Source organism: Embleya sp. NPDC050154 (genome assembly GCF_044460165.1).
Taxonomy (GTDB): Bacteria; Actinomycetota; Actinomycetes; order Streptomycetales; family Streptomycetaceae; genus Embleya.
In genome coordinates, this window is record NZ_JBITJP010000016.1 from 48,437 (window position 1) to 73,059 (window position 24,623).

The 24,623-nt window shown below is 69.3% G+C and carries 20 protein-coding genes; 4 read left to right on the top strand and 16 right to left on the bottom strand.

The window, feature by feature from the left end; all coding sequences use genetic code 11:
* Positions 1-340: 340 nt before the first annotated feature.
* From ACIBSV_RS30170 to ACIBSV_RS30190, 5 genes are all read right to left on the bottom strand, one after another.
* Positions 341-607: a hypothetical protein gene (locus tag ACIBSV_RS30170; RefSeq protein ID WP_395868536.1), complete on the bottom strand. Its 267-nt coding sequence runs from the start codon at positions 605-607 to the stop codon at positions 341-343.
* Between the two features lie 840 nt (positions 608-1,447).
* On the bottom strand, positions 1,448-2,365 hold the full coding sequence (locus tag ACIBSV_RS30175) for a DUF6891 domain-containing protein (RefSeq protein ID WP_395868538.1): 918 nt from the start codon (positions 2,363-2,365) through the stop codon (positions 1,448-1,450).
* 444 nt (positions 2,366-2,809) lie between these two features.
* On the bottom strand, positions 2,810-4,021 hold the full coding sequence (locus ACIBSV_RS30180) for an amidohydrolase family protein (RefSeq protein ID WP_395868540.1): 1,212 nt from the start codon (positions 4,019-4,021) through the stop codon (positions 2,810-2,812).
* Positions 4,022-4,052: 31 nt separating this feature from the next.
* Positions 4,053-4,307: a hypothetical protein gene (locus ACIBSV_RS30185; RefSeq protein ID WP_395868541.1), complete on the bottom strand. Its 255-nt coding sequence runs from the start codon at positions 4,305-4,307 to the stop codon at positions 4,053-4,055.
* Complete coding sequence (locus ACIBSV_RS30190) at positions 4,304-5,989, bottom strand: amidohydrolase family protein (RefSeq protein ID WP_395868543.1); 1,686 nt, start codon at positions 5,987-5,989, stop codon at positions 4,304-4,306. The genes ACIBSV_RS30185 and ACIBSV_RS30190 overlap by 4 nt, the downstream gene beginning before the upstream one ends.
* Positions 5,990-6,311: 322 nt before the next feature.
* Here ACIBSV_RS30190 and ACIBSV_RS30195 point away from each other — a divergent pair, with 322 nt between their 5' ends.
* The gene (locus ACIBSV_RS30195) at positions 6,312-6,863 is read left to right on the top strand and encodes a MarR family winged helix-turn-helix transcriptional regulator (protein ID WP_395868545.1); all 552 of its coding nucleotides are present in this window, start codon (positions 6,312-6,314) and stop codon (positions 6,861-6,863) included.
* 308 nt (positions 6,864-7,171) lie between these two features.
* Here ACIBSV_RS30195 and ACIBSV_RS30200 read toward each other — a convergent pair whose 3' ends face one another.
* Positions 7,172-7,561, bottom strand: coding sequence for an ATP-binding protein (locus tag ACIBSV_RS30200; RefSeq protein WP_395868547.1), 390 nt, complete (start codon positions 7,559-7,561; stop codon positions 7,172-7,174).
* Between the two features lie 155 nt (positions 7,562-7,716).
* Positions 7,717-8,007 (bottom strand): hypothetical protein, encoded by a 291-nt coding sequence (locus ACIBSV_RS30205; protein WP_395868549.1) that lies wholly within the window; start codon positions 8,005-8,007, stop codon positions 7,717-7,719.
* A gap of 62 nt (positions 8,008-8,069) precedes the next feature.
* Here ACIBSV_RS30205 and ACIBSV_RS30210 point away from each other — a divergent pair, with 62 nt between their 5' ends.
* Positions 8,070-8,702, top strand: a complete 633-nt coding sequence (locus ACIBSV_RS30210; RefSeq protein WP_395868551.1) for a TetR/AcrR family transcriptional regulator — start codon at positions 8,070-8,072, stop codon at positions 8,700-8,702.
* 633 nt (positions 8,703-9,335) lie between these two features.
* Here the strand turns inward: ACIBSV_RS30210 and ACIBSV_RS30215 are convergent.
* Complete coding sequence (locus ACIBSV_RS30215) at positions 9,336-9,977, bottom strand: hypothetical protein (RefSeq protein WP_395868552.1); 642 nt, start codon at positions 9,975-9,977, stop codon at positions 9,336-9,338.
* A gap of 996 nt (positions 9,978-10,973) precedes the next feature.
* Between ACIBSV_RS30215 and ACIBSV_RS30220 the strand changes: the two genes are divergently transcribed.
* Positions 10,974-11,666: a hypothetical protein gene (locus tag ACIBSV_RS30220; protein WP_395868554.1), complete on the top strand. Its 693-nt coding sequence runs from the start codon at positions 10,974-10,976 to the stop codon at positions 11,664-11,666.
* Positions 11,667-12,069: 403 nt separating this feature from the next.
* Here ACIBSV_RS30220 and ACIBSV_RS30225 read toward each other — a convergent pair whose 3' ends face one another.
* From ACIBSV_RS30225 to ACIBSV_RS30240, 4 genes are read right to left on the bottom strand one after another with little or no spacing between them, the layout of a single operon-like run.
* Positions 12,070-12,666: a GTP-binding protein gene (locus ACIBSV_RS30225; protein ID WP_395868556.1), complete on the bottom strand. Its 597-nt coding sequence runs from the start codon at positions 12,664-12,666 to the stop codon at positions 12,070-12,072.
* The gene (locus ACIBSV_RS30230) at positions 12,647-13,030 is read right to left on the bottom strand and encodes a DUF742 domain-containing protein (protein WP_395868558.1); all 384 of its coding nucleotides are present in this window, start codon (positions 13,028-13,030) and stop codon (positions 12,647-12,649) included. Before ACIBSV_RS30230 ends, ACIBSV_RS30225 begins: the two co-directional genes overlap by 20 nt.
* Complete coding sequence (locus ACIBSV_RS30235) at positions 13,027-13,461, bottom strand: roadblock/LC7 domain-containing protein (RefSeq protein ID WP_395868560.1); 435 nt, start codon at positions 13,459-13,461, stop codon at positions 13,027-13,029. The genes ACIBSV_RS30230 and ACIBSV_RS30235 overlap by 4 nt, the downstream gene beginning before the upstream one ends.
* Positions 13,458-15,803, bottom strand: a complete 2,346-nt coding sequence (locus ACIBSV_RS30240; protein ID WP_395868562.1) for a nitrate- and nitrite sensing domain-containing protein — start codon at positions 15,801-15,803, stop codon at positions 13,458-13,460. Before ACIBSV_RS30240 ends, ACIBSV_RS30235 begins: the two co-directional genes overlap by 4 nt.
* An 840-nt stretch (positions 15,804-16,643) precedes the next feature.
* Here ACIBSV_RS30240 and ACIBSV_RS30245 point away from each other — a divergent pair.
* Complete coding sequence (locus ACIBSV_RS30245) at positions 16,644-17,753, top strand: phosphotransferase (RefSeq protein ID WP_395868569.1); 1,110 nt, start codon at positions 16,644-16,646, stop codon at positions 17,751-17,753.
* A 636-nt stretch (positions 17,754-18,389) separates the two neighbouring features.
* Here ACIBSV_RS30245 and ACIBSV_RS30250 read toward each other — a convergent pair.
* The 4 genes from ACIBSV_RS30250 to ACIBSV_RS30265 all read right to left on the bottom strand — a co-directional run bounded on the left by ACIBSV_RS30250 (position 18,390) and on the right by ACIBSV_RS30265 (position 24,528).
* A complete protein-coding gene (locus ACIBSV_RS30250) occupies positions 18,390-19,400 on the bottom strand; it encodes a WD40 repeat domain-containing protein (protein WP_395868571.1) in 1,011 nt (336 codons plus the stop codon).
* 746 nt (positions 19,401-20,146) lie between these two features.
* Positions 20,147-20,974: an MBL fold metallo-hydrolase gene (locus ACIBSV_RS30255; RefSeq protein WP_395868573.1), complete on the bottom strand. Its 828-nt coding sequence runs from the start codon at positions 20,972-20,974 to the stop codon at positions 20,147-20,149.
* A 743-nt stretch (positions 20,975-21,717) separates the two neighbouring features.
* Positions 21,718-23,538, bottom strand: coding sequence for a hypothetical protein (locus tag ACIBSV_RS30260; protein ID WP_395868575.1), 1,821 nt, complete (start codon positions 23,536-23,538; stop codon positions 21,718-21,720).
* 723 nt (positions 23,539-24,261) lie between these two features.
* Positions 24,262-24,528, bottom strand: coding sequence for a hypothetical protein (locus ACIBSV_RS30265; protein WP_395868577.1), 267 nt, complete (start codon positions 24,526-24,528; stop codon positions 24,262-24,264).
* Positions 24,529-24,623 lie beyond the last annotated feature (95 nt).

Below are 24,623 nucleotides of genomic sequence, written 5' to 3' on the forward strand. Positions count from 1 at the left end.
TGAAGGAGTCGCCGCGTTCATCGAAGTCATCGAGAGTCTCTTCCGATCATCAAAGCCGGCAGGTCACATCCGCGCGGGTCGCAACCCGGCGACCCGCGGGCGGCCGGATCGTCGACCCGACCTCCCCTCTGACGGCAACCACCGCCGGATCGTTGCCCGAGGCAGGACTCTTTTCGAGGACCGATCCCGACGACCCGTCGAGCGCGACGCGGCGGCAGGCACGGCCCACGGCTCGGCCCGGGTATTCCACCGGTGCGGGTGCGGTGGCGAAGGCCCTCATGCGACGGATCGGGCAACGCAACGAGAAGGGCACGCTCACCACCGTCGGGCGGGCACACCATCACCTTGTACAGGAACAGCCGGCGACGACCGCCGTGACGAAAGCACCGCGCGTGGGAGAAGGTGCGAAGGACCAGGACCGAGCATGGAATCCGCCGCGCGGATGGAGAATCTCGTCCAGGGCGGTTTGTCCGTCGTCGACCGCGACCTCCTCGTCATCGGTCAGGGGCACCGAGGCGAGCCTTCGCCGGAAGTTGCTCTTGGCTTGCAGTAGTTGGGCCTTGGTCGACTCCTTGAGCGTGTAGAAGTCGCAACCGGCGCAAGCCATGTGCGGACCAGTACTGCTCGAGAAACGTCAACCCGCAAGGCCGTCCGACCCGATGGGGAGACAAGGTCTCCGAAGACCAAGCGTGACCGTACCGGCTTTGCCGACAGGTCCGGGCGCACCATCGAGCGAGCCCAGAGGCCAAGCCCGACGCCATCACCTTCGACGGCACCGGCATTCGCCAACACGACGTCCGGGCCGTCTCCTTTGGATCTTGGTTCAGGGGACTCCGTATGCCGCCTGCCCCACGTATATTGGGATGGTGGACGAAGCCGAAGCGAGCGGTCGGGTATGGAGGTACGAGGTTCGCGTGCGTCCGACGACCGAGCAGGATCGGGATGCGTTGGCACGGCTTGTCGAGGTGGACGCGGACCCCTTCGAAGTCGAGTTGTACGAGCGAGCGGCGGATCCCCAAGTGCTTTCGATCGATCGCGCTCAGAGGTCGCGGGCCGGGCAGTACGTCAGGCATGTGCGGCGGCTTCTGGAGCGGCAGCAGCACAAGGGCTGTTGACCAGTAGCCTTCGGATCGAGCGACAGCCCGACCGGCGTCTTGACCGGCCCGTCCGCGCACGGCAGAGCATCCGCCGGCTTGAGCAGCGCGTCCGAGCGCCGGGCCGGACAGGCAGACAGGCAACTCACCCTGGACGTACGACAGTTCCGCGAGCGCTTCAGCGCGTTCTCGCCTGTGCGGCAGACAGCCTCGGGCGCCACGGGCCTTCGCCCCGATCCGTCATGTGGCTCTTGGTCGAAGCACAGCATCAGGCGTAGGCCGCCCACGTCACATGTGATCGCCGAAAGCCCGGACACCTGCGCGGCAGGCTGCCATCGAGGCGTTCCCGGTTGCTATCCGACCAGGCGGCGGCGCCAGTCCAGGGGGCTGACGGTGATCGCCCGACCGGGGTCGCGGTCCCACTCGACGGCCAGGCCGGCCGCTTCGAGCGCGGCCACAACCTCGTCGCCGACGGCTGCGGTGGTCTCGGACGAACCGTCGAAGCCGCCGTAGAGGAGCGACAATCCGTGGCCTGCCGCCGCCGAGTCCGTGCACTGGGTGTGGAAGTAGACGTATCCGCGGGCGCCGGGCCCGCTTTCGCCGCCGATCTCGGAGTCGCCGCAGGTGCGGCAGCAGGTGAAGTGCTCACGGGCGGTGATGCCGGCCTGCTGAAGGACGGCGAACGCGCGGGCAAGCCGTTCCGGGTCGGTCTCGCCCTGCCACTCGGCCTGCTCCGCGACGCGCTCCAACCACAACCGATCGGCCAATGCCGCCCCCTGTTCACGCGAAACGGGACGGCGATCCTTGGTGACCAGGTACTCCTCGGCGAGTTCCGCCAGTTCAGCGCGGGAGGCGTAGCCACCGACCAGTTCCTCGCGCACCCGCCTCTCCAACAGCTCGTACTCGCCTTCATCCAGGTCGAGCGGCGGCACCTCACACGACGGACCCATGTCCAGCACCGCCCAGGCCAGACCGGCGTCCCAGCCGGACTCCTTGCGGGCCCAGCCGGTCATTGCCGCGATCACGGCCTCGGGATTGGCGACCGTCACCTGGAAGTGCCGGTCGGCGGCGCCGTCGCGGTGCTCCAGCGTGTAGTCCCCGCCGGCCGCGTGCCAGACCTGAGCGAAGACATCCGGCAGGTCGGGCACCCGCTGGACCACCAGGAATCGATCACCGTCACCGCCGATCCGCCGAACCAACTCCGCCAAGTCCTCGGCGGACACACGGACATACCGCCGCCCGCTCTCCGTCCCCACCACGATCTCGAGCATGCCCAGACTCTGACACAACCCCCTGACAACAACGCACCGGCCTCGGGGGGCGAGCGGCAAGCCGACACTTCCCGTGTCGCAGCGACCGCCATCTCGTATGGATGGGCTGGAGGGGCGACCGGGCCTCGGCCGTGGCATCCCGACCGGCACGCTCGGACCCATAGGCGCCCACGCTACGGGGACGCCGAACACGGACCCCCTGGTCGGCGCCGTCCGTATGCAGGCCGAACGAAGTGATTCACGCGTCCGGCCGACGTCGCCGAACGCACCGAAACAGATCTTCGGCACCCAGTCCTGGCTCACCGCCTCGGCGGGCCCGCCGCCCGCCTACCCCACACAGCCCGCGCCCCCACCTCGATCGCCGCCGCCAGGTCGGTGAAACGCGGCACAAGCGGATGAAGAGAAGCCGGTTGCCCGTTCAGCGCACCTCGCGCAGCAGCCGGGTCAGGGCGTTGCGACGGTGTGCCGGTAGAGCGCCGCGGCATTTCCGTGAGTCATGCGCTCGACCTCCTCGTCCGGAACGCCGGCGAACTGCCGAGCGAGGACTTCCTGGCTGTCCGGCCAAGTGGAGTCGGGGTGCGGGTAGTCGGTTTCGACCATGATGTGATCGACACCGATGAGGTGCCGCAGCCGCATGGTCGCGGGGTCGGAGAGCACGGTGAACCAGAAGTTGCGGCGCAGGTAGTCGACGGGCGAGTGGGTCCCGAAGTCGGCGCGGTAGTCGAGGTCGCGGCCCATGAACTCGATGCGGTCGATGAACATCGGCACCCATCCGATACCTCCCTCGGACAAGGCGATCTTGAGGTCCGGGAAGCGCACCGGGATGCGGGCGAAGAGCCAATCGGCGGCGGTCGCCATCGAGTTGATCGGGAACAGCACGCCCAGGACCGCGGCCGTCGAGTCGCGGGAGGGGACGATCGTCTCGGAGGACGAACCGACGTGGAGGTTCACGACCGTGCCGGTCTCCTCGCACGCGCGGAAGAACGGATCCCACGCGTCGCTGTACAGGGACGGCAGCCCGAGACGCTCCGGGTTCTCGCTGAACGTGACGGCGACGAAACCGCGTTCGGCGTTGCGCCGGACCTCGGCGGCGGCGAGTTCGGGGTCGCCGAGCCAAGGGAGCTGACAGGCGATGAATCGTTCGGGGTACGGAGTGATCCAGGCGTCGAGCAGCCAGTCGTTGTAGGCCCGCAGGGAAGCGAGCCCCAGGTCGTGCTCCCTCATGGTGAGAAAACGTCGTCCGGCGAAGCCGAACGGCGCCGACGGGAAGTTGAGTTGTGCGGCGATGCCGGCGGCGTCCATGTGGCGTACGCGTTCGCCCGCGTCGTATGTCGCGGGGTGCAGCTCGTCGAAGTTGACCGGGCCGAGGTAGCCCTTGCCCGCTTCCCAGCCGCGGATGGCGTCGGAGCCGAGCAGCGGGACGCGTTCGTTGTCGAACACCCACCAGTCGTTGCCTGCCGCGTCGCGTTCGAGGTGCGGCGCGGCGTCTCGCATGCGCGCGGGCACGCGGTCGCGGAACAGGTCGGGGGTTTCGATGAGATGGTCGTCGACCGAGATGATGTGGAATCGGTTCGTGCCGGTCGGGACTTCGCCGCGCAGCACGAGGTCGCCCTTCGGACCGGCGTAGGCGAGGATGCGTTCGAGCAGGTCGGCCATGGGATGCCTCCGGAGATTCGGGGTGCGGTGATCAGGGCGCGCTGATGGGGGTGCCGAGCGGGGCCGCGTGGCCGTCGAGTTCAACGACCGCGCCGTCGCGGCGTAGGAAGAGGGCGTGCGGCGTCGCGCCGGTGATGCCGTGTTCCTCGAACGAGTGCGAGCGGTCGATGGTCGGTTCGCGCGCTTCGGTGACGCGGCGGGTATGCCGGTGGAAGCGGCTGGACCGGTCCGTGTCCGTGACGCGGATCGTGATGGGGGCCGAGCGGTCGCAGGGCATCGTGCTCACTCCGCGTCCCGGGCGCCGCTGCGCAGGATGGTGCCGGGCAGGCGGTCCAAGCGGTCGGTGACCTGCGTGCCGTGCTCGCGGATCGCGACGCCGGCCACGAGGATGTGGTCGAGTCCGGTGGGCGCGTCGGCGATGAGGCGTTCTCCGTCGGCGGGCAGGTCGCGCACCCGTCGGGTCGGGCCCGGGGAAAGGGCGTCGTAGTCGACGACGACGAGGTCGGCGTGGCCCCCTGGGCGCAGCCGTCCGCGGTCGACGCCGAGCACGTCGGCGATCTCCCCGGTGAGTTTGTGGATGCCGTGTTCGAGCGGCAGGACGTCGCGGTCGCGGACCCAGTTGGCGAGGAAGTCGGTGGGCATGACGGCGTCGCAGATCTGTCCGACGTGCGCTCCGGCGTCGGACAGGCCCATGATGCAGCCTTCGCCGCGGATGAGTGTGGTGACGCCGTCCTTGTCGTCGTTGGCGAAGGTGACGGTGAAGCGGCTCGCCAGAGCGTCGTCGAGGGCGAGGTCGCAGATGACGTCGAAGGGCGTGGTGTCGCGTTCGGCGGCGATCGCCGCGACCGGCGCGCCGACCAGGTCCGGGCGCGAGGGCGAGTGTGTGACCGTGATGGTCTGCCAGCGCGGGTCGAGCCACCGGCCGCTCTCGAACTCGTCCCAGGCACGCGCCCTCCAGGTCCGATCCCGGAAGACGGTGTCGCGGCGGTCGACGGGCACGGCGACCAGGTCGGCGAACGCGGGCAGCGCGTAGAAGGATGTCGGCTCGGCGACGGAGAACTCCTGGGTGATGGGTCGACAGGTGACCTGCGCCCAGACGTCCGCGCCGTCACGGCGGCCCCGCAGATGATCGGCGAGCTTGTCCCGGTACGGCGCCCGGGAGGCCGTTCCCTCCGGGTAGGTGAGGATCGACGTCCAGGTCAGCGGGCGGCCGAGGCGGCGCTGGAAGTCGTACACCCAGCGGTAGTTCTCCCCGGTCGCGATGTGCACGATGCCGAGGCCGACCTCGGCGGTGACGGACGCGAGCGCTTCGACCTCCTCCTGGGTGGCGACCATGGACGGGACCAGGCGGCCGCCGTCGCCGAGGTGGAAGCCGGCGCGGTCGCTGGAGAATCCGAGGGCGCCGCCGCGGAGCGCGTCGGCGACGACAGCGCGCATCCGGGCGAGTTCGTCGTCGGTGGCGGGGCGTTCGTACGCCTCCTCGCCCATCACGTACGTGCGGACGGCGGTATGCCCCACGAATCCCCCGAAGTGGATCGCCGTCCCGCGCCGCCGCACGGCGTCCAGGTATTCGGGGTAGGTCTCGAAGTCCCATGCCACCCCGGCCGCGAGGGTCGCGCCGCGCATGTCCTCGACCATCTCCAGCGTGCCGAGCAGCGAACGGCGGTCCTGTGGACGGGCGGGGGCGAGGCTGTAGCCGCAGTTGCCGGCCACGACTGCGGTGACCCCGTGCCACGACGACGGCGTGAGGAGCCCGTCCCACAGGACCTGCGGGTCGTAGTGGGTGTGGATGTCGAGGAAGCCCGGCACGACGAGGCGCCCGGTGGCGTCGATCTCGTGCCGGCCCGTCACGGTGTCCTCGATCTCGGTGACGCGCCCGTCGCGGATGCCGATGTCGGCGCGGCGCGAAGGTCCGCCGGTGCCGTCGACGACCCTCCCACCGCGCACGGCGATGTCGTTGGTACTCATGTCTGTTCTCCCGGTCGTTGCGTTCGGCGCCGGACGCGCCGGAGGTGAGTGCGCCGGAGGTCGGTGCGCACCGCGCCCGGACGGTGGTCTGTGGTGGCCGCCATGACGTCCACGACGACCGGCGGGTCCTCCGGCGTGCCGCGGCGTCTCTGCGAGCCTGCGGAACGCCGGGGAATCCCCGACGGCCTCGCCCGTTCCTTGCCCGCAACGTATCCGGAGCAGATGCCTAAGGCAAGAGTTGCCCTAGGCATTCCTTGAATGTGAACAGGCACCTCGGACCAGGGGAATCACCGGTCAACCGGTCAACCGGTACCGTTCTGCCATGGTTGATCGCCGTGCCCCCAGCACACCGAACGCTTCCCGACCCCCGGCCGAACCCGCCGCCGCGGACGCCGGCGGCGAGGATTCCGGCGACCGTGTGATCCGGGCCATCCAGCAGTTCTCCCGCAGCCCGGCACACGCCGAGCTGGCGCATTCGCTGTACGGCTCCGGCGGAAAGGAACTCACTCCCACCCAGGTCGACGCGCTGGAAACCCTCGCGTCGCGGCCCGAGTGGCGCATGCACGAGTTCGCGGAGGCACTCGACATCGACCGGGGCGCGGCCAGCCGCACGACCGACCGCCTCCTCAAACTCGGCTTGGCCGAACGGCGGCCGGACGAGGGCGACCGGCGGTACGTCATCGTCCAGGCCACCGCCGCGGGTCGCCGCATCAGCCGCCGGATCCAGCGCGACCGCTACGCGCTCATGCAGGAGGTCCTCAGCGGCCTTTCCGGCCGCCAGCGCTCGGAACTGGCGGAACTGCTCGAATACGTCACCGCCGCCATGGAGGCGACACTGAGCCGCCGGGCGGCCGCGGGAGAAACGCCGACCTGATCGGACATGCCCCGGTTCGAACGTCGGCGGATGCCGAACCCACGGATGAACAGCCCTTCCCCCGAGCACTCGGTGCGGAATCCGGGTGGAGCCGTAACGCCGGAACCACCTACCAAACCCGACGGGGAATGGTCTCCGACGGCACCGCGGACCAGAGCCGGGCCCGCCGTCCGGCCCCCATGTCCCAGACGCGTCCGAGCACTCGCGCGGCCACCGGCAGAACGCCGACGTCGATGTCGGTGGGGGGCGAGCCGGGATTCGCAGGGCGAGGGCGCGGGACACGGCGCGCACCGGGGCCACGGCTGCCCTTACGGCATGATGCCGCCCAGGGGTTGCTCGGTCCAGATGGTCTTCCCCGTGGGGCCGTAGCGGCTGCCCCACCGGGTGGTGAGTTGGGCGACCAGGAACAGGCCTCGCCCGCCTTCGTCACTCCACTTGGCACGCCGCAGCCGGGGCTGGGTGTTGCTGGGGTCGGACACCTCGCACACGAGCATCTTGTCGCGGATCAGGCGTAGCACCACCGGCCCGCCGGCGTAGCGGATCGCGTTGGTCACGAGTTCGCTGGCGACGAGTTCGGTGGTGAAGGCCGCGTCCTCCAGCCCCCACGCGGTGAGTTGTCGGGTGACCAGCTCACGCGCACCGGCGACGGCGGCCGGATCGGCGGGGATCTCCCAGGCCGCGACGTCACGGGAGGCCACGGTTCGTACCCGCGCCAGAAGCAGGGCGATGTCGTCGGCCGGGTTGGCCGGGCCGATCTTCGCGACCAGTTTGTGGGCGGCTTCGTCGAGGTCCCGAGCGGGGTCGTGAAGCGGGGCCAGCCTTGGCGGGCGGTCGCTGCCGCTGTCGGCGAGTGTCAGTCGCCGATCCAGGCGTCGACCATCTCCAGATGTTCGACCACGGGCTCGGGGGGGCGGAAACCCAGCGCCGCGGTGACCACACGATCCACGACCGGATGCAGGCGCTCCCCGGCAAAACTCCTCCAGTGGGCCTCCGACTCCCAGACATCCGTGTACCGCAGCCCGCCCGGTGTGCGGTGGACGAGGTGGGCCACCAGCCCCGGGGGCTTCTCCGACCCCAACACCTCCTTGATGCGTGCGTAGGTGGCCGGGTCGATCGGCACCTCGAAGGTGAACGCGTACGTCACGGAACCACATCCCTCATATTCAACCGAAGCTCTTTCGGATGAATACGATTAGCATCGACCGTGTGGACAGAGAGCACAAGAGGCAATACGACACCAGCCGCCGCCGAGCGGCGGCGCAGGAGACCCGTCGCGCGATCCTGGACGCGGCCACGCGGCTGTTCGTCGAACACGGCTACGCGGCGACCACCATGGCGCAACTCGCCGAGTCCGCGGGCGTCGCGGTCGACACCGTCTACACGGTCGCCGGCCGCAAACCCGCGCTGTTCCTGCACCTGGTGGAGGCCGCCGTCTCCGGCACCGACGACGCCGTTCCCGCGGCTCGACGCGACTACGTGCGCGAGATGCGCGCCGAGCCGGACGCGGCCCGCAAACTTCGCCGCTACGCACGGGCCATCCGGGGGATGCACGCCCGACTCGCACCGCTGCTGCGCGTCGCCCGCACCGGACCCCCCGAAGTCGCCAGGATCTGGCAGGACATCACCCTGCGCCGCGCGGACAACATGCGACTGCTCGCCCGCGACCTGGCAGCCACCGGACAACTGCGACCCGAACTCGACCCGGACGAGGTGGCCGACGTCATCTGGGCCACCAACTCGCCCGAGTTCTACTGCCTGCTGGTCGAGGACCGCCGCTGGCCACCCGAAAGGTTCGAACAATGGCTCGCCGACACATGGTGCCGACTACTCCTCATCTGACAAGCAAGAGCGGCCGGCAACGGCGTCGACGACGCGGCCGGACACCCCGCCGGCCGTCCATCGTTCCCGTAGCGGAAGGCTGACGCGGTGCTTGACCTCTACTGGACTTGAACACTGGCCCTCCTCCGGTGGATGCGCGCGTTCAACCAGGCCCACCCGGACGATCCGGTCCGCCTCGTCGGGGCCGGCCTTCACGCGAACCCCCGCACCCGGTCGCCGACTGGCTCGCCCGGACCGCCAAGACCCGGGTCGTCGGACCGCGCCACGACCCGGCCCACGACACCGCCCACCACATGACGGGAGGATCCCTGGCCGAGTGGTTCGACATCCTCGCCCACCTGCGGCACGTGACCCCGGCCCGCCCGCTCCGCCGCCTGTAGTCCCCGCTCTGCCGTGCCGCCGGCCGGCGACCCCCGTGTGTCGGCGTACAACTCGATGCGTTCGGCAGAACGGCATCGGTACGCGGCGGCGAGCGTTCACCGGTGACGGAAGGAGTGGTTCTCCCGCTCCTACCGCCGGGGCCCGTGGGTCGGTGAACCACCCGCGCCGTGGCCGGGTTGACGTAGACCGGCGGCCACCGGCCCCGGCACCCCTCATCACGCCGACCGCACCGTCCGCAGCACGGCACGGGCGTCACGGGCAGGAGATGCGCACCTCGTCCCCCTTCGCGTCCGCCGCCGCGCTCGGCGCGCCCTCCAACGTGGCGCTCGCGACTTCGTAGCTGCCGTCCTGCCATTCGCTGGAGGCCTTGCTCATCGCCTCGGCGTTGGCTTGGTACAGGTCCCGCCATTCCCGCAGCGGGCGCGCCTCGTTCGGGTCGGTCGGCAAGGCAACGCCCTTGATGCGCGTCGTCAACGCGGCAAGTTCCGTACTCGCCTGGGACAGACTCAGACCGACCGCGTTCAGGTCCTGATCGGCGACGGCCTGGTTGAGTTCGGTGACCCGTCGCGTGATGCCGTCGATCTTGTCGCCACAGATCCTGTTCACCGTCTCGACGTACGCCGCGCCCGTCTGCGCCGGCTTGCCGTCGTCCCTGAGAGCCGAGTCCCCGCCGGCGCGCGGGTTGTCGACCCCTCCCCCGCTCCCGCCGTCGCCCGTCACGTCGAGCGGGCCGATGCCCAGCGCTACCAGCACACTGAGCACGGTCGCGAGCGTACCCACCAGTGTGAGGACCAGCATGAGCCTGCCGTGTCCCTCCTCGCGTCTGCGCTCGCCCCCGGGCGGCGGCATCTGCTGCGGATACGACTGATAGGGCTGTTCCTGTCGATAACGCATTCTGTCTCCGGATCCCCGCGTTTCCCAAAGCTTCGATACCCCGCGCACGCGCGCGCCGGGTGGACTTCAGGCCGTGCCGGATCCCGCCCAGTCGTCCGCAGGACCCCCCTCGCGGAAACCGCCGACTGGACCGGGCCCCCCGCTCCGACCCCTGTGTGACTTGTGTGGGGTATTCGCATCGTCGACCCGGGCCGAAGCCGTATCGACGTCGATGTCCGGATGGACGGCGTCGCACCGGCGGCGGTTCCCGGAGCGGGCCCCCGGAGATCACGACGAGGGATGACCATCGGCGAAAGCCCGGCCGCAGACGCCCGAACCAAGACATGGCGCGCATATCCGGTTCTGCCGAAAGGCGAGCCGAACCTCCGGCGGGGATTCCCGACTTGCGGCCGCTCCGCCGCGACGCACGAAGGCTGTGTCGGCCTCAACGGCCGCGCAGCGATCCGAAGAACCTCGCGAGGACGACCACTCGAACTCCTCCCATCCAGGCCGCTCTGCCCGCGAAGTCCATGCCGTGGTGTCGGGCAGTACGCACAGACGCCGTCCGCTCGACCGAGCCACCTGGTACTCCTGTTGGATCCCTGTCCGGAACCTTCGTGGCACCTCACCCGACCGGCGAATCAGCGTCGTGGGACGGTGAGACAGTCGTCTCGACCACCTCCAAAGGCCCGTTTGCGCGTTCTCATCCGTATTCCGCACGCCCGGAACCGCCCTGCTTGACCGGATGTCCGCCAACGATCATGGTTGTTGCGCACTGTTCGTTCAGGTCCGGGAGGTCCATCCATGTCCGGCGATTACCCCGGACGGCCACCGCGGCCCGAGACGCCTCCACCGGGCGGGCCCCAGCCCGGTATGAGTCCGCCTACTCCGCCCCCGGGGATCTATTCGGGTCCGCCTTGGCAGCCGACGCCGGCCGGGTTCCATCCGGGTGCGCCGCAGCCGCCCGCCCCTGCGCCGCGCGGTCGGCGTGGCCTGGTCGTCGGACTGGCTGCCACCGTGGCGGTCGGCGTCATCGCCGCCGTCGCCGTGATCGTCATCCGCGACGACTCGGACCCGGATCCCGCATCGCCGCCGGCGGCCGCGCCCACGACCGGCGCGACCTCTTCGGCCACACCGTCCGCGCCGGGCGGCGCGCCCACGACCGCCGCCCCGGAGCCGCAGCGCACCGGCCCCTGGACGCCGGTCGTCAACGATCCGTCGACCTGGCCCGACGCTTGCATGCTCCTGAAGGCCGCGGAGGTCAAGGCGGCCATACCCGGGGCCACGGAGGTGATCGCAACCGGCGAAGTGGTACCGGCGGACAAGGACGATCCCCGCCCGGTCGTGCACAACAACACCTGCCACTTCGCGGTGAAGACGGGACAGGCCGCCGATCCGGTCAAGGACCCGATCAAGCTCGACCTCAACCTCCTCGACGTCAACACGGAGTCGGTTCTCGCTGCCGACTACGCGGAACGCAAGTCTCGGTCGTCGAAATACGATTCGATCTTCAAGGACCTGCGCCGCACCTTCGGCGCCGATGACGCGTTCCTGGTCTCCGGTGACGTCGTCTTTCGGAAGGGCCCCTATCTGTTCGGTATCGCCATCGACGGAGACCTCGTCGGAACGGACGGCGAGGATCTGGGCACCTTCGACTGGGGCCCCGAGGTCACCCCGCCTCTGGCGATGTTCGTGCTCGAGAGGTTGTGACCGAGGCCGCCCCGGCCGACGAAGATGCCGAGGCGAACGTACCCGGGCGCCCTCCGACGGTGTCCGAGCCGGCAGCCTCGCGTTCGGCTGAACGTCCGGCTGTGCACCGGCGCGTACACACGAGCCCGGACGCCGGCGCGGGCACGCGGGCGGGGTCGGCACGACGCCGGCGCGACGGAGTCGATCCCGCACGCGTTTCGTCTGTTCCAGGATCCCGTGATGAGTGCTGAGCTTCTCACCCTTACGGTGGCTCCCCACGACGGACCACGCGAGATCGTCGGCGCCGAGGTCGTGCCGGTGGACCAACGGTCGGGCCTCCACACCTGCCTCGGGGCGGTGACGCCGCTCGCGGCTTCGCCCGCCGTCCGAAGTCTTCGGACGCGGGCGAAGCCGTCGTGGCGGCCTACCCGGGGGCGCCGGCCTCGGCCATCATGTGCTCGACGAAGGTGAGCAGCAGGTCACGGCAGGAATCCCGGCGGCGGACGTCACAGACCATGCTCGGCACCCGAGGATTCAGGCTCAGCGCCTCGCGGATCTCGTCCTCGGTGTACTCCATCCGGCCGTGGAAGTTGTTGATCCCCACGACGAAGGGAATACCGCGGCGTTCGAAGAAGTCGATACTGCCGAAGCTGGTTCCCAGCCGGCGCGAGTCGACCAGGACGACCGCGCCGAGCGCACCGACCGCCAGGTCGTTCCACATGGACCAGAAGCGCTCTTGGCCGGGTGTGCCGAAGAGGTAGAGCACGAGGTCGTCGTTGACGGTGATACGACCGAAGTCGAGTGCGACCGTGGTGGTGACCTTCTCCTCGATGCCTTCGAGGTCATCGACACATGCACTCGCCGAGGTCATCACCTCCTCGGTGCGCAACGGCGGGACCTCGCTGATCGAGCCGACGAGTGTCGTCTTGCCGACGCCGAAGCCGCCCGATACGAGGATCTTGACGGCGGCTGCGTTCGCGGGGACACCCCCGCCGCCCGGGTCATAGTCTGCGGAGACCATCACGCACTTTCCTGAGTATTTCGAGGTCGGGGATCCGGGCCATGGCGACCGGTGGGCGGACGTGGACGTGTCCGGCGTCGAACAGGTCGTCGATGATCACCTTCGCGATGCTGACCGGCAGGTCGATACGCGCGGCGATCTCCGCAACGGCCTGAGGCTCACGGCACATGCGCAGGATCGCGAGGTGCTCCGGGTACAACTCCCGGCGTTCCGCGGCTCCTTCGGCGTCCTTCTCGACGGTCGTCACCAAGGTGATGAGCGTCAGGTCGTCCCGGGCGGCCCGGGTGCGTCCTTGCGTCAAGGTGAAGGGACGGACCAGCGGTCCGGCCTCGTCATCCCAGGCCGGCTCGGTGAGGTCGGTCACCCAGGCCCACCTCTCGACGGGTCGTCGGCGTCGTCCCGAGGAGCCGTGCCGAGGAATTCACCGACCTTCTGTACCAGGGTGTTCATCTCGAAGGCCACGATGCCGACGTCCGCGTCGCTGTCCGCGAGAACGGCCAGATGTGCGCTGCGGCCGGCACAGGTGACGAAGAGGAAGGCGTCCTCCATCTCGATGAGCGTCTGGGAGACGGCTCCGCCCTGGAACCCCCGTCCGATACTCCGCGCCAGACTCTGCAGTCCCGAGGTGGCGGCGGCGAGCTGTTCCGCGTCGTCGCGTCCGAACGTCTCGGATTGGCTGATCATCAGGCCGTCCTCGGACAGGACGACGGCGTGCCTGGTCCGCGGAACGCGCTTGACCAGGTCTGTCAGCAGCCAGTCGAGTCGGCTGTTCGTGGCGGTCGTGGGCTGGCTCATCGTGGTTCCTCAATCGCCGATGTGCTGTCGATCGGATCTCCGTCCGACGCCGGCGCGGCGTCCGTACGGACTACTTGTGGGGCCTGGTGTCCCGCGCGGGCGCGTTCGGACGCGGTCCGGAAGGCGCTGACCATCGCGGCTGCCGATTCGGGGGACCTCGGGGTCGACTCGCGTGGCTCCTTCGCCGGTTCCGGTACCGGGGCCTCCCCCCGCAGCGGTGCGGGCAGGTCTGCCTGGGGTACTCGCCGTGGTAGGGGTCTGCGCCCCGAGGGCCGTTCTTCCTCGCCCCGCGCGGGCATCACGGTGACGGTCTGTCGCTGCGGCGAGGAGGGCGGTTCGAGCACGGTCGCCGGGGCGTCCTGGGACGACTCGGCGACGTCGATCTCGCCCCGGGCACTGCTCGGTTCGGGCCCCGATTCCTCGCGCTTGCCGGCCTCGTCGTCACCCGGTTCCGGCGACGGTTCGACGTTCCGTTCTCCGGAGAGAAACACGATGGCGAGGGTCCCTCCGTAGGGTGAACTGCGCAGGGTCACCGTGATGTCGTGCTGCGCGGCGAGTTGGGCGACGACGAACAGGCCGATGCGCACGTCCTTCGCGAGCGCCACCACCTCGAACGGAGCCGGATTGGCCAAGTTCGCATTGATCGCGTCGAATTCGCTGTCGGACATGCCGAGACCACGATCCTCGATCTCGATCACGACGCCCTTGGCGGCGCTGGACGCACGGATCTGCACGGGCGTCTTCGGCGGCGAGAAGGAAATGGCGTTCTCGATCAGTTCCGCGAGGAGGTGGACCACCGCTCCCACCGACGGCCCGGCGAGGGCGGTGCCGGCGTCCGCGGTGACCGTCACCCGTTCGTAGTCCTCGATCTCGCCGAGCGCGCTGCGCACGACGTCGATCACCGGCACCGACTTGCTCCACCGACGTCGCGGTTGGTGCCCGCTCAGGATGACGAGGTTCTCTTCGTACCGGCGGACGCGGGTGGCGAGGTGATCGAGGGTGAACAGGTCCTTGAGTACGTCGGGATCCTGGTGGCGTCGTTCCATGCCGTCGAGTTCACTGAGCTGACGACTGATCAGGGATTGGGTGCGCAGGGCGACGTTGTAGAAGACCTTGGCATAGCCCTGACGTTCGTGGGCGAGTTGCTCGGCGCTGTCGAGAGCGACCCGCTCGGTCGCCTTGAACGCGTGCGCGATTTGACCGATCTCGTCGTTGCCGTAAGGAAGTTCGGCGCCGCCCGCAGCCGCGCGGGCCTCCTCGATCGATTCCCCGCGGCGGAGCCGTTCGACGACGATGGGCAGGCGCTCCTCGCCGAGTTCCACGGTCGCGGACCGGAGGCTGAGCAGTCGGCGGCGCAGCGAGCGGGTGATGCGCCAGCAGAGAACCGCCACGACAACCACCGCGAGGAGTCCGAGGACCGCCACCAGCCGTGCGGTGAGCTCCAGTTCGTCGGCCCTGTCCTTGTTGACGCCGTTGGCCCGCAGCGCTGTTTGATTGGCGAACCGGTCGAGTGCCGCGTTCACTTCGTCCATGGCCGCGCGCCACTCGGCCGCCCGTACCGGAACGGTGAACCCCTGCTCTTTCCCGGAGACGACCGGACGCGCGGTCATCATCGAGTTTTCGGCGGCGACCATCCGCTCCCAGGCGGGAGTTTGGGTGATCGCGACGAACGCGTCTCGAAGGTCCTTGGGCGTGAACGTCAGCATCTGGTCGTACAACGTGCGTCGACTGCCCACGGCTTGGAGGAACTCGGCGTAGTCCGCGGCCGGCATGACGCCGTTCCTCGGCGAGTACATCAGCAGCACGTCTTCGCGCGCGATCATCTCGTCGGCGCGGAAGGCGTTGACCGGCATCTGGGACAGGAAGACCAACGGGCCGTCGTCGAGATACGTGAACGCGTTGAACATCGTGACGTGCAGATTCACGCCATTGTCGTAGAAGCGCAGCAGGTCGGTCTGCCCGCCTTGGCGGGCATCGATGCGGGAGCGCGCCTCCGGCAGCAGCGACAGGGCACTGCGGATCGTGTTCGCATGTCGCCGGACGTCGCCGAGGGAGTCCGGCAATCCCTTCCGGGCGAGCGTCTCGAATCGTGCCGCGACCGAATCGGTCTGCGCCCGTTGGGTTTTGAGGGCCCCGAGGGTCCGCGGATCGTCAGGCGCGGTGAGCCACGCGGCACTGAGCCGCCGTTCTTCCTGCAGTGCCCCCAGGACCAGGAGCGTGGGGAATCCCGCCCGTTGAGAGAGCTTGTACTGGTTGTTGAGGTTGTCGCTCTGTTTCCACAAGCGCTGCGTTGTGAAGCCCCACAACAGCAACAACGTCAGGGAGGGGATGACCGTGAGCACTATCAGAAGCGTGCGGATCGACGCGCGGCGCCTGGTTCGGTTCCGCGGGCCGTGCGCCCGATTGAGTAGGTTCATGCTCTCTTCGTGGGGCTAGGGCGGTTGCCGAGCTGCCATGGACAAGTCGCGAATCCGCTGTCCGACGTGGTGAACCCGGATGGGCGCGGGAGTCGTGTCGCACCGCCCCCGTCTGGTTCTCCATGCCTCGGCCAGGCTGTCCTTCCTCTGGAAGAACCGGGCTCATCGTCGTACCGCATCGCAAGCCGAAGCCGCCGGGCCGTGTGGATAACCCGTGGCGCCTGCCGGCAAAGTTGATCACAGCCGCGTGGCGACGCGCCACAATTGAGCCACAGCGTTCGTGTTTCGGACAGCGCCGGCGCATTTCGTACCTCTGCGTTTTTTCGACGAGATGTTCTGGATAGTCTGCCGCCGGCGTGGCGAACGCCCGGGGCCGCAGGGTGGCTTCGGGCGGGTTCACGGACGGGCTCGGTCACGGCGTTGCGGGCCGACCGCACCCCTTGCACGTCCCGGTGGAGCCATCGGCCACGGTTGCCCGAATCCGCGGATCGTGAGTCGATTTCCGGCCGGCCGTCGCCGGAGGGTTCTCGATCACGGTGAAGTCCCGTTGCCCGACGGTGCCTTCGCACCCGCCGTGTGGACCGCCACGGCCCAGTCGTCCCGATGTCGACGCCACCCGCCGACCACGGCATCAGCCCGACCCGATCTCGCAAAAGGACGCTCATGGCACCCCGAACACACGCCGGTAGTCCCGCCCTCGACATGGCCAAGGGAGTTCTGCGCTACGGTCGCCACTTCCTCCTGGAGCGAATCTCGTCGCCACGTGTGAACGGGCCGACCGATGTGCCGGTCTCCGGCCGACAGATCACCAGGGAATGGTTGACGGCGGTCCTGTGTGAGGGGCATCCCGGCACGGCGATCGAGTCGTTCCGGGTCGAGGACGCGACCAGCGGTACGTCCACCCGGCTGCGCATCCACGTCACCTACAACGAGGCGGGCGGCCGTGCCGGGCTTCCGGAGACACTTTTCGCGAAGACCACCGCTTCCTTCACCCAGCGCCTGACGCTGGGACTGGCGGATGTCCTCGAAGGAGAACCCGGGTTCTTCAAGCACCTGCGGAACGATCTCGACATCGAGGCGCCGCATGGATACCACGGAGCCGCCGACAAGGCGTCCGGACGGTCGATCGTGCTGATGGAAGACCTCGGCGAGACCAAGGGGGCCACCTTCTGCACGCCCCGAACGCCCATCTCGCGCCCGCAAATCGAGGATTTGGTCGCGAGTATGGCCACCTGGCACGCGCGTTACTGGGAGGCCCCCGAACTCACCGAGCACGCCTCCTGGTTGAAGCAACCCAGTGATCACTTCCACAATCTGGATCGGCTGATCCAGATGCGGAAGCGCTCCAAAGTCGGCACGGAACGAGCCGCGGCCGTGATTCCAGACGCGCTGACACCCTTGTTCGACTCTCTCTATGCAGGGCTCGAAGCGTCGCTTCGGGTCGCCGACGAGGGCCCGCAGACCCTTTTGCACGGCGACGGCCATGTCGGCAACACATACGTCACCTCCGCCGGCCGGATGGGCTTCACCGACTGGCAGGTCGTCATGCGGGGGAACTGGGCCTTCGACTACACCTACACCGTCACCACCGCGCTGGCGGTGGAGGACCGGCGCAGTTGGGAAAAGGATCTGCTGAGCCTCTACCTGGAGAAGCTCGAAACGGCCGGCGTCAAGGCACCGGACTTCGACGCCGCGTGGCTCGCCTACCGTCGTCAGACGTTCTATCCCTGCTTCGCCTGGTTGTACACGATCGGACGTGGCCCCCTCCAACCGAAGATGCAACCATCCGAAACCAGCCTCAGCATCATCGAACGCACAACCAACGCCCTGGTGGACCTGGACTCACTCGACGCGCTCGACACCGTCGACCGGTAGCCCGTCGCCCATCTCGACGGGGACGGGTCGACCGGAGCACGCCGGGTGAACGCGGGCGGGATCGCCGCCCACCCTCGACCTCGAAAAGACACGGGCCGCGAAACCCCACCGCGGTATTGGAACTCCGGCTGCCTCGGGGCTCGTACGCGAGGACCTGGTCGGTGACCGCGGTGGGGCTTCGCGTGGCGGGGCGTGACTTCCGGTGGACGCGGACGTAATCGACGGCGAACGTGAGCGGATCGTCGTCACTCGGGCACTACGCCGCAGGTCGTGTCCGTGTCGTCGCGCCGCGCGGGTCAGGATGGTGAGGCTGATGGGGAGATAACGGGACCCGCTCCATAGCAGGGATGACCCGAAACCGCATGATCACATCAACTCGCCCGGAACTGAACGAAATTGGATGAAACCCGAGAAGCGCCCCGTTCCCGTTGCGGTTACCGTGCCCCGTCCGCGAATGGTTCCCTACGTTCCCTTCTCTGAACTGACTGCGCTGGATCAGTACTTGGCTGGGCGGGCCGGTGCAGGCGCACATGGTTGATCTGCTTGATCCGCTAGGTCATCAGACGGACTTCACCGACCATCCGTACCGCACGTCGGCGCAGCTCCCCAAGTAGGGGTACTTGGGGCGGCTCGTGATCATGTGGGCAGACCCCAAACGCGTATCACGCCGTCCTGGCCGGCGCTGAGCGCGACATCGCGGCCACGCAGCACTGCGGTCTTTACGGCCAGCACGCGGCCTTCGTGGTCGACCAGTGGGCCGCCGACCGCGACGCCTTCGGCCAGGTCCCAGACGCGCACGGTCGCATCCTCGGATCCGGTCACCGCCAAGGGCCGGCCGCCGACCATGGCGGTGTCCACCGCTTCGATCCGGCCGTCATGGCCGTTGATCGGCTCGTACCGCGGCTTGATCGCGTCGTCCTCATGTTCGCGGTCTTCGGCCGTGTCGGGCAGTTCCCAGACCCACAGTTGCCCGGGATCGGCCGCCGCGACCACCACAGGTCGGTTCTCGACGCGGGACCACGAGACGGCCCAAGTCGACTCGGTCGTGTTGAATACTTGCTTCCGGTCGGGTCGGGCGAGATCCCAGGCCAACACGCTCGATCCATCGGCTCCGGCGACCAGTGAGCGGCCGTTGATCTCCGCGGTGGCGAGACTCCAGACGTGCACGTCCTCCGCAAGCAGTGTCCAGGAGTCGAAGGGCTCCTCCCACAGCAGGAGGACATCGGAGTTGTGTCCCGAGGACACGAACCGGGCCGGCCCCGGACCCCGCACGGTGGCGACGGCCCCAAGGTAGTCGTCCTCGCCAAGGGTTGCGCGGCGAAGCAGCTCACCGGTTTCCAAGTCCCAGAAGGAGACGGGCTGTTCGTCGTGACCGGCGGCCAGCACCACGCGCCCGCCGGCAACGGTCACCGCCACCTGGTCGATCTGGTTTTCGGCATCTGGGTAGTCGTCGATGATGTCTTGGTCGTATCCGAACGGCAGTGGCCGTTGCCGCCAGACATCCCGCAACGGATCCCAGGTCCACACGCGGTAGGACACATCCACGCAGACGACCAGGGGATCGCCGTTCATCGTTACCACCGCGAGGTCCTCGATTCGCGTCGAGGAAGGTATTTTGCTGGCCAGCAGGGGCGAGTTGTCAGGCATGCAGCGGAATCTAGCCGATGCACGGTTCCACTGAGGCCGGTGCATTGGCTACTGCCGCAGATCGACGGCCGGCCAGAACCCGGACATCAGATCGATGCAGCTTTAACAGATCTCGTCCCCGACGGTCAGGCCGGCAATTCGGCGGAACGTCGGGACGCCGAGGTCCACGCGCTGCTGCCGCCGGGCTACTTCGGCGTCGAGCTGCGCGATTTTGTCGCGGGCGCCGGCGAGGCTGATCCGCAGTCCCTCGATCTCGCCGAGCCACGCTTCGCGTTCGGCCTCGGCGATGCGGGCTGCCAGGTTCTCGCTGATCTCGGCAAGCCGTGTCCGCTGCGCCGGATCCGACCGCAGGAGCGCTCACAGAAACATGCCCTGACCTGCGAAAATACCGCGGATAGTTCAGTCGACAGGGCGCCAGGCCCTCACCTTGCACCGACCCGAGCAATGGAGCGCCGTCGAGCGCCGGTCCACCCCGGCCACCCGGCACGCCCCGCACACCGGGCACATTGCCTCGCCCACGCCGCTCGTCTCGGCGACCGTGCGCAACCGCAGACGCCGCCCTCTCCCCCACGACCTGGCCCGACACGCCCCCGAGCAGTACACCGCCCGGGGTCCCGCTCCCGGCCGCAGCCGCTCTCCGCACCCCGGACAATCCCGCTTCCCGGCCTGCCCGACGTCCTCGGACGCCCCACCGGCGTACGACTCAACCGACCCTCAAATCCGGGATCTGACACAGGTTCCGATCGCTAGCCGGGCGTCCCGTCGTGCTCGCTTCTCTGGGCGTGGCGCCGGAGTTGCCCCGTGTGAATGTCGCGCACCCATTCCCAGCCGGGTTCTGCCGCTGGGCCGATGCGCGGGTCGTCGGGAGTGTGACCCTCCCGCAAGGCATGGGCGTACGCCCGATCCCGGTCGATGCGTGCGCGTAGCCGGTCGGCCCCGCAGACGGACCCGTGACCGGGGACGAGGACATCCACCTCGCCCGCCACGCCCTCGAGCAGCCGCAGTCCGACGAGGTAGTCCTCGATCGGGTCGGCGGTGTCGTCGAGCATCGGAATCAGGACGTCGGAAAGCATGTCGCCGGCGACGAGAACGCCGCGTTCCTCGATCAACAGCGCCGCGTGGCCCGGGGCATGAGCCGGATGCTCGATGATCCGGACTCGAGGGCCGTCCCAGGGAATCCACGTGGTTCCGGCGGGCAGACCGGTGACGAGGCCGAACAGGTCCAGCGGTGTCTCCTCGGCGATCTCCGGCGGCAATCCCTCGGCGACGCGGGCCTTCCAGTCCGCGTTCGACAGCACATCCCGCATATGAGCCGCACAGCCGGCCGTACCGTAACGGGGCGCTTCGCCGAGATCGGCGTGCCAGAGCACGTGATCCCAATCGGGATGCGTCGCGAAGCCTGCGACGACGGGCTGACCCAACTCGCGAAGGTCGTTCGCGAGGCAGGCCATCTCGTCGCCCGTGATGCCGGGGTCGACGACCAACACGCCCGCCCTGCCCTGCACGACAACGGTGTTGTTCCGAAGCAACGCACTCTGGTGGACCAGCACGCCCTCCGCGACCCGCCTCAGCATGGGGACTCCTTCCGCTTGTGATTGCCAACCGTTTGTCGAGACCGTATGGCCTGACGGTGGTGGTATGTGCCTTCCGGCACACCGGCCGGGACGGCGAACCTCACGACCGGCGGACGGTTCGGCTGCCGCCCTCAGGGCCCCGGGGTCGGAGAAGGGACCGGCTCGACGTACTCCGAGCCCTACTGCCAGGACTCGCACGCTAGACCCGACCGCCGACACCACCACACCGGCGCGGGGCGAATTCCGTCGACATCCGGTACCGAGGTATCGATGCGGATGTCCCTTGGATCCTGGACGAACCGACCCCGATACGACCGTCGGCAGGCGCTGTCATAGTCGGCGGCATCACCTCTCCGAAGCAGCCCGTGCAGCCCACGTTTTGTCAAACCCTCGCCGCGTCACTGGGGACGGCCTCGACAGGCGGCCTGGAGGACGTGATCTCGGCCCTCCGCAGACTGGAGGACGCCGGCCGCAGCGCGGCACCGATGCCGGAACCGGCCGAGCCACTGACCGAGATCGACATGGTGACGCCGCTGCCCCGGACACTCCGTGCCGGCATCCCCGACGAACTGGGCTGGGATGCCTTGGACGAGGCCGCCGCAGAGCTCGACGGCGAGAGCTGGTGCCGGGCGAGCCGGCCGATCCTGACCGTCCACGACGGCAGGAGGGCAATCGCGGTGGGACCCGGTAGGCGCATGACGGAGCACCGGCTGCGAGTACCGCACGGTTGGTCGGCCGGCCGTTCATCGCCCGCGCGACGGGCGGGTCGGCTTGTGCCCGAATCCCTTGTCGTATGCGGCAGTTCGACCCGGGTCATGCCCGGTGCCGATCCCGGCGTGCGGGGCGTTGGGGGCGGTTTCCGAGCGAAGTGCCGGCTTGGCTTCGAATGCGCGCACCGGCGAGAAGCCTTTGGCGGCCGACGTGTTCACGAGGGCGATTGACGGGGCCGGTTGTGTCGTGGGGGTGCCTGCCGAGGGCGAGCGGTCGTGGCGGGCCGGGGTGAATCGGGCCTGATGTTGGTGGGGCATGCCAGGCGCGCGCCCCCAGGTGGTCGGGTCGTTGAGCGACACCTGGCCGGACTGGGCGCCGCGCACCAGAGCCTCGGTGGCGCGGCGGTCGAGGTTGGCCCGGCGCAGAGCGATGTCAAGGCCGAACGCGGCACTGGTATCCGCGGCAAGGCGCGGTGCGACGGACGTTGACAGTTCGGTGCCGTCGAGCACCTGCCGGGCGTTCCGCCCGCTGAGGCGGGCTACTTCCGCCGCGGCCTGGATCTGCGCCCCGTTGATCTTCCGCAGGGCGGTGAACATCCCGGTGTTCATCGTGATTTGCGCGGCCGCACGGTCGGCGGCGTTCCATGGGCCGGGGGTGGGCAGGACGCCGCGCAGTTCCCAGGCCCGCATCACCGGGAACCGCCCGGCGGTGTGGGCGAGGTCGGCCGCGATGCGTTCCGCGGGAGCGGCGGGCAGGCCCAGGATCGTCAGCAGGGAGCGGGTGGCCCGCGCACCTATGTCCGGTGACAGGCGACCCTCGGTGCCGCGCAGGAGGTCACAGGCGAAGGAGTAGGCCAACCGGTAGGCGCTCTCCCGCGCGAAATGGTCCGAGGGGATGTGCCCCTGCTGGGGGTGGGTGGCGCGGGTGGCGGCGGATCCCACGCCCGCTTGGGGGTTGGCGTGGATCCAGCGGTCCGCGGTGGGGCGCCACTGCTGCGGCGTGGTGGTCGGGGCGAGGGCGTTTCGTCCGGTGAGGTTGAGTTCCTGCGCGAGGTCCATCACCGCGGCGTGCGAGGGGGCGGCACGGGTGACCGCGGCCATATCCCAGTCGATGACGGCATGCAGGACGCCGTTGTGCAGACGATTACCCGGTTTGGGGTCGTTGTGCACGATTCGCGGCGGGCCGTCGGATGTTGTGGCGGGCATGTGCGGCCCCAGCACGGCGCGGAGTTCCTCGATCGGGGGGACGCCCCAGGACCTGAGCAGGCCCGGGATCCGCCGCTCGAGTTCGCCGAACAACCGCCAAAACGCCGGTACCCGGCCGGCGTCCCACGTCGACGGGCCGTCGAATACCAGCGGGTGTTCCTGGCGGGCGGGGTCACGCATGGCATCGATCACCGCGGTCTGGGCCTGTTCGAGCCGGGCTGTCTCCACGCCGGCCATGTCCGCATAGCACTCGGCCTGCGCGGACTCGCCGTCCCTCTGATCAGCCGGCGTCGCCTCGGTGTCCCCGGCATGCAGGAGCTCTTGGTGTACCCGGCCATCGCCATCGGTCCACTGATACACCAGCGGGTCCACCCAGCTCATCGCGGGGTGACCGGAGACGGCCTGATGCACCGCCCCGGATGGCAGGACAACGAAGTCGTAGGCGTCTCCGGCGGTCTTCTGCACCCGCTCGACGCGGAGGATCGGGGCCGTCTCCCCGCCCGGAGCGGGCAAGCGTTCGACCGTGATGTCGACCTGGTTGAAGCCGCCCTCGGCGCGGTTGTGCAGTCCGCTGACGACGAACTCGTCGTCTTCGCCGACATCGGCACCGTCCGCCGAACGGGGCACCGAAGAACGCCTGGAACTCACTCGGCCTCCCGATCCGCCGCACGTGGCGTGGCGCGAAGCATACCGAGCCGCGAAACCGCACGTACGCCAAGGCGCGGGTACCCGTCGCCGCGCTCTCGCCCGGCAGACCGACCCGGCCATCCGTGTGGCGTCCGGCCCTTCGCCATCCGCCCTCGCGAAAAGACGGCCCTTGCGTGCCGCACCTGTCAGGACCTGGCTCCGCGAGGGCCCACATCCCTACAGGAAGAGCACGCGCCACTCGGACATCGGGTCTGTCGATGACGCCGCCCAGGTCCTGATCGACACCGACGTCACCCGTTGGTCCCCCACCGCGACCGCCGTCATCGCCCTGGCCTGCCCCCGATCACGCTCCAAGGGGCGGAAGTCGAGCCTGGGCCCGCGACTGATTCCAGCGGCGACCTCCCGGCCGTGGGCCGGTTCGCCGGGGCGAACCGGCCCACGGGCGCAGTGGTCCCGCGATTCGGCGGCCCGCAGGCCGCCGGTCGACCGCGGCACGATCCGGCCGGGGTACAGCGGCGCGGCGGGCGCCGGGCCTCGGTGCTGCCGACCCGCGGGCCGAAACCGGCCGTGTCGCCGACCACGTACTCGCCTCGAACAGCAGCCTCGTGGGACCTCACCGGCGGGTCGCGGGACCGGCCGGGTGTGACGTCGTACGCGGGGAAGAGGCGCGGGAGTGGTTCTCGAGCGACGCGTCGTGCGGGTTGCCGGCGGTCCGGGGTGCTCTCACCCTTCGACGAAGCGGATCGCTTCCACGTCGTGGCCGCCTGCGAAGACGGCGGTTTGCCCCTTGGCGAGGGTGTGTGCGGGTTCGCCATCGGTGTCGCTACCGGTGTAGAGCTCGGCGACGAACCGGTCGGATCCGTTGGTGGCGGCGTGGGCCCGGAACGGGGTGGCGAGATCGACATCGTGCGGGTTCCCGTCGCCGGGCACGGACACGTTCAACGGGTCCCCGATCCTGCCGATGTCGCCCCACAGTTGCAGGTGGGGCACGGTCGCGGGGGGGGGGGGGGGGGGGGGGGGGGGGCCGGGCGGGGGGGGGGGGGGGGGGGGGGGGGGGGGGGGGGGGGGGGGGGGGGGGGGGTACG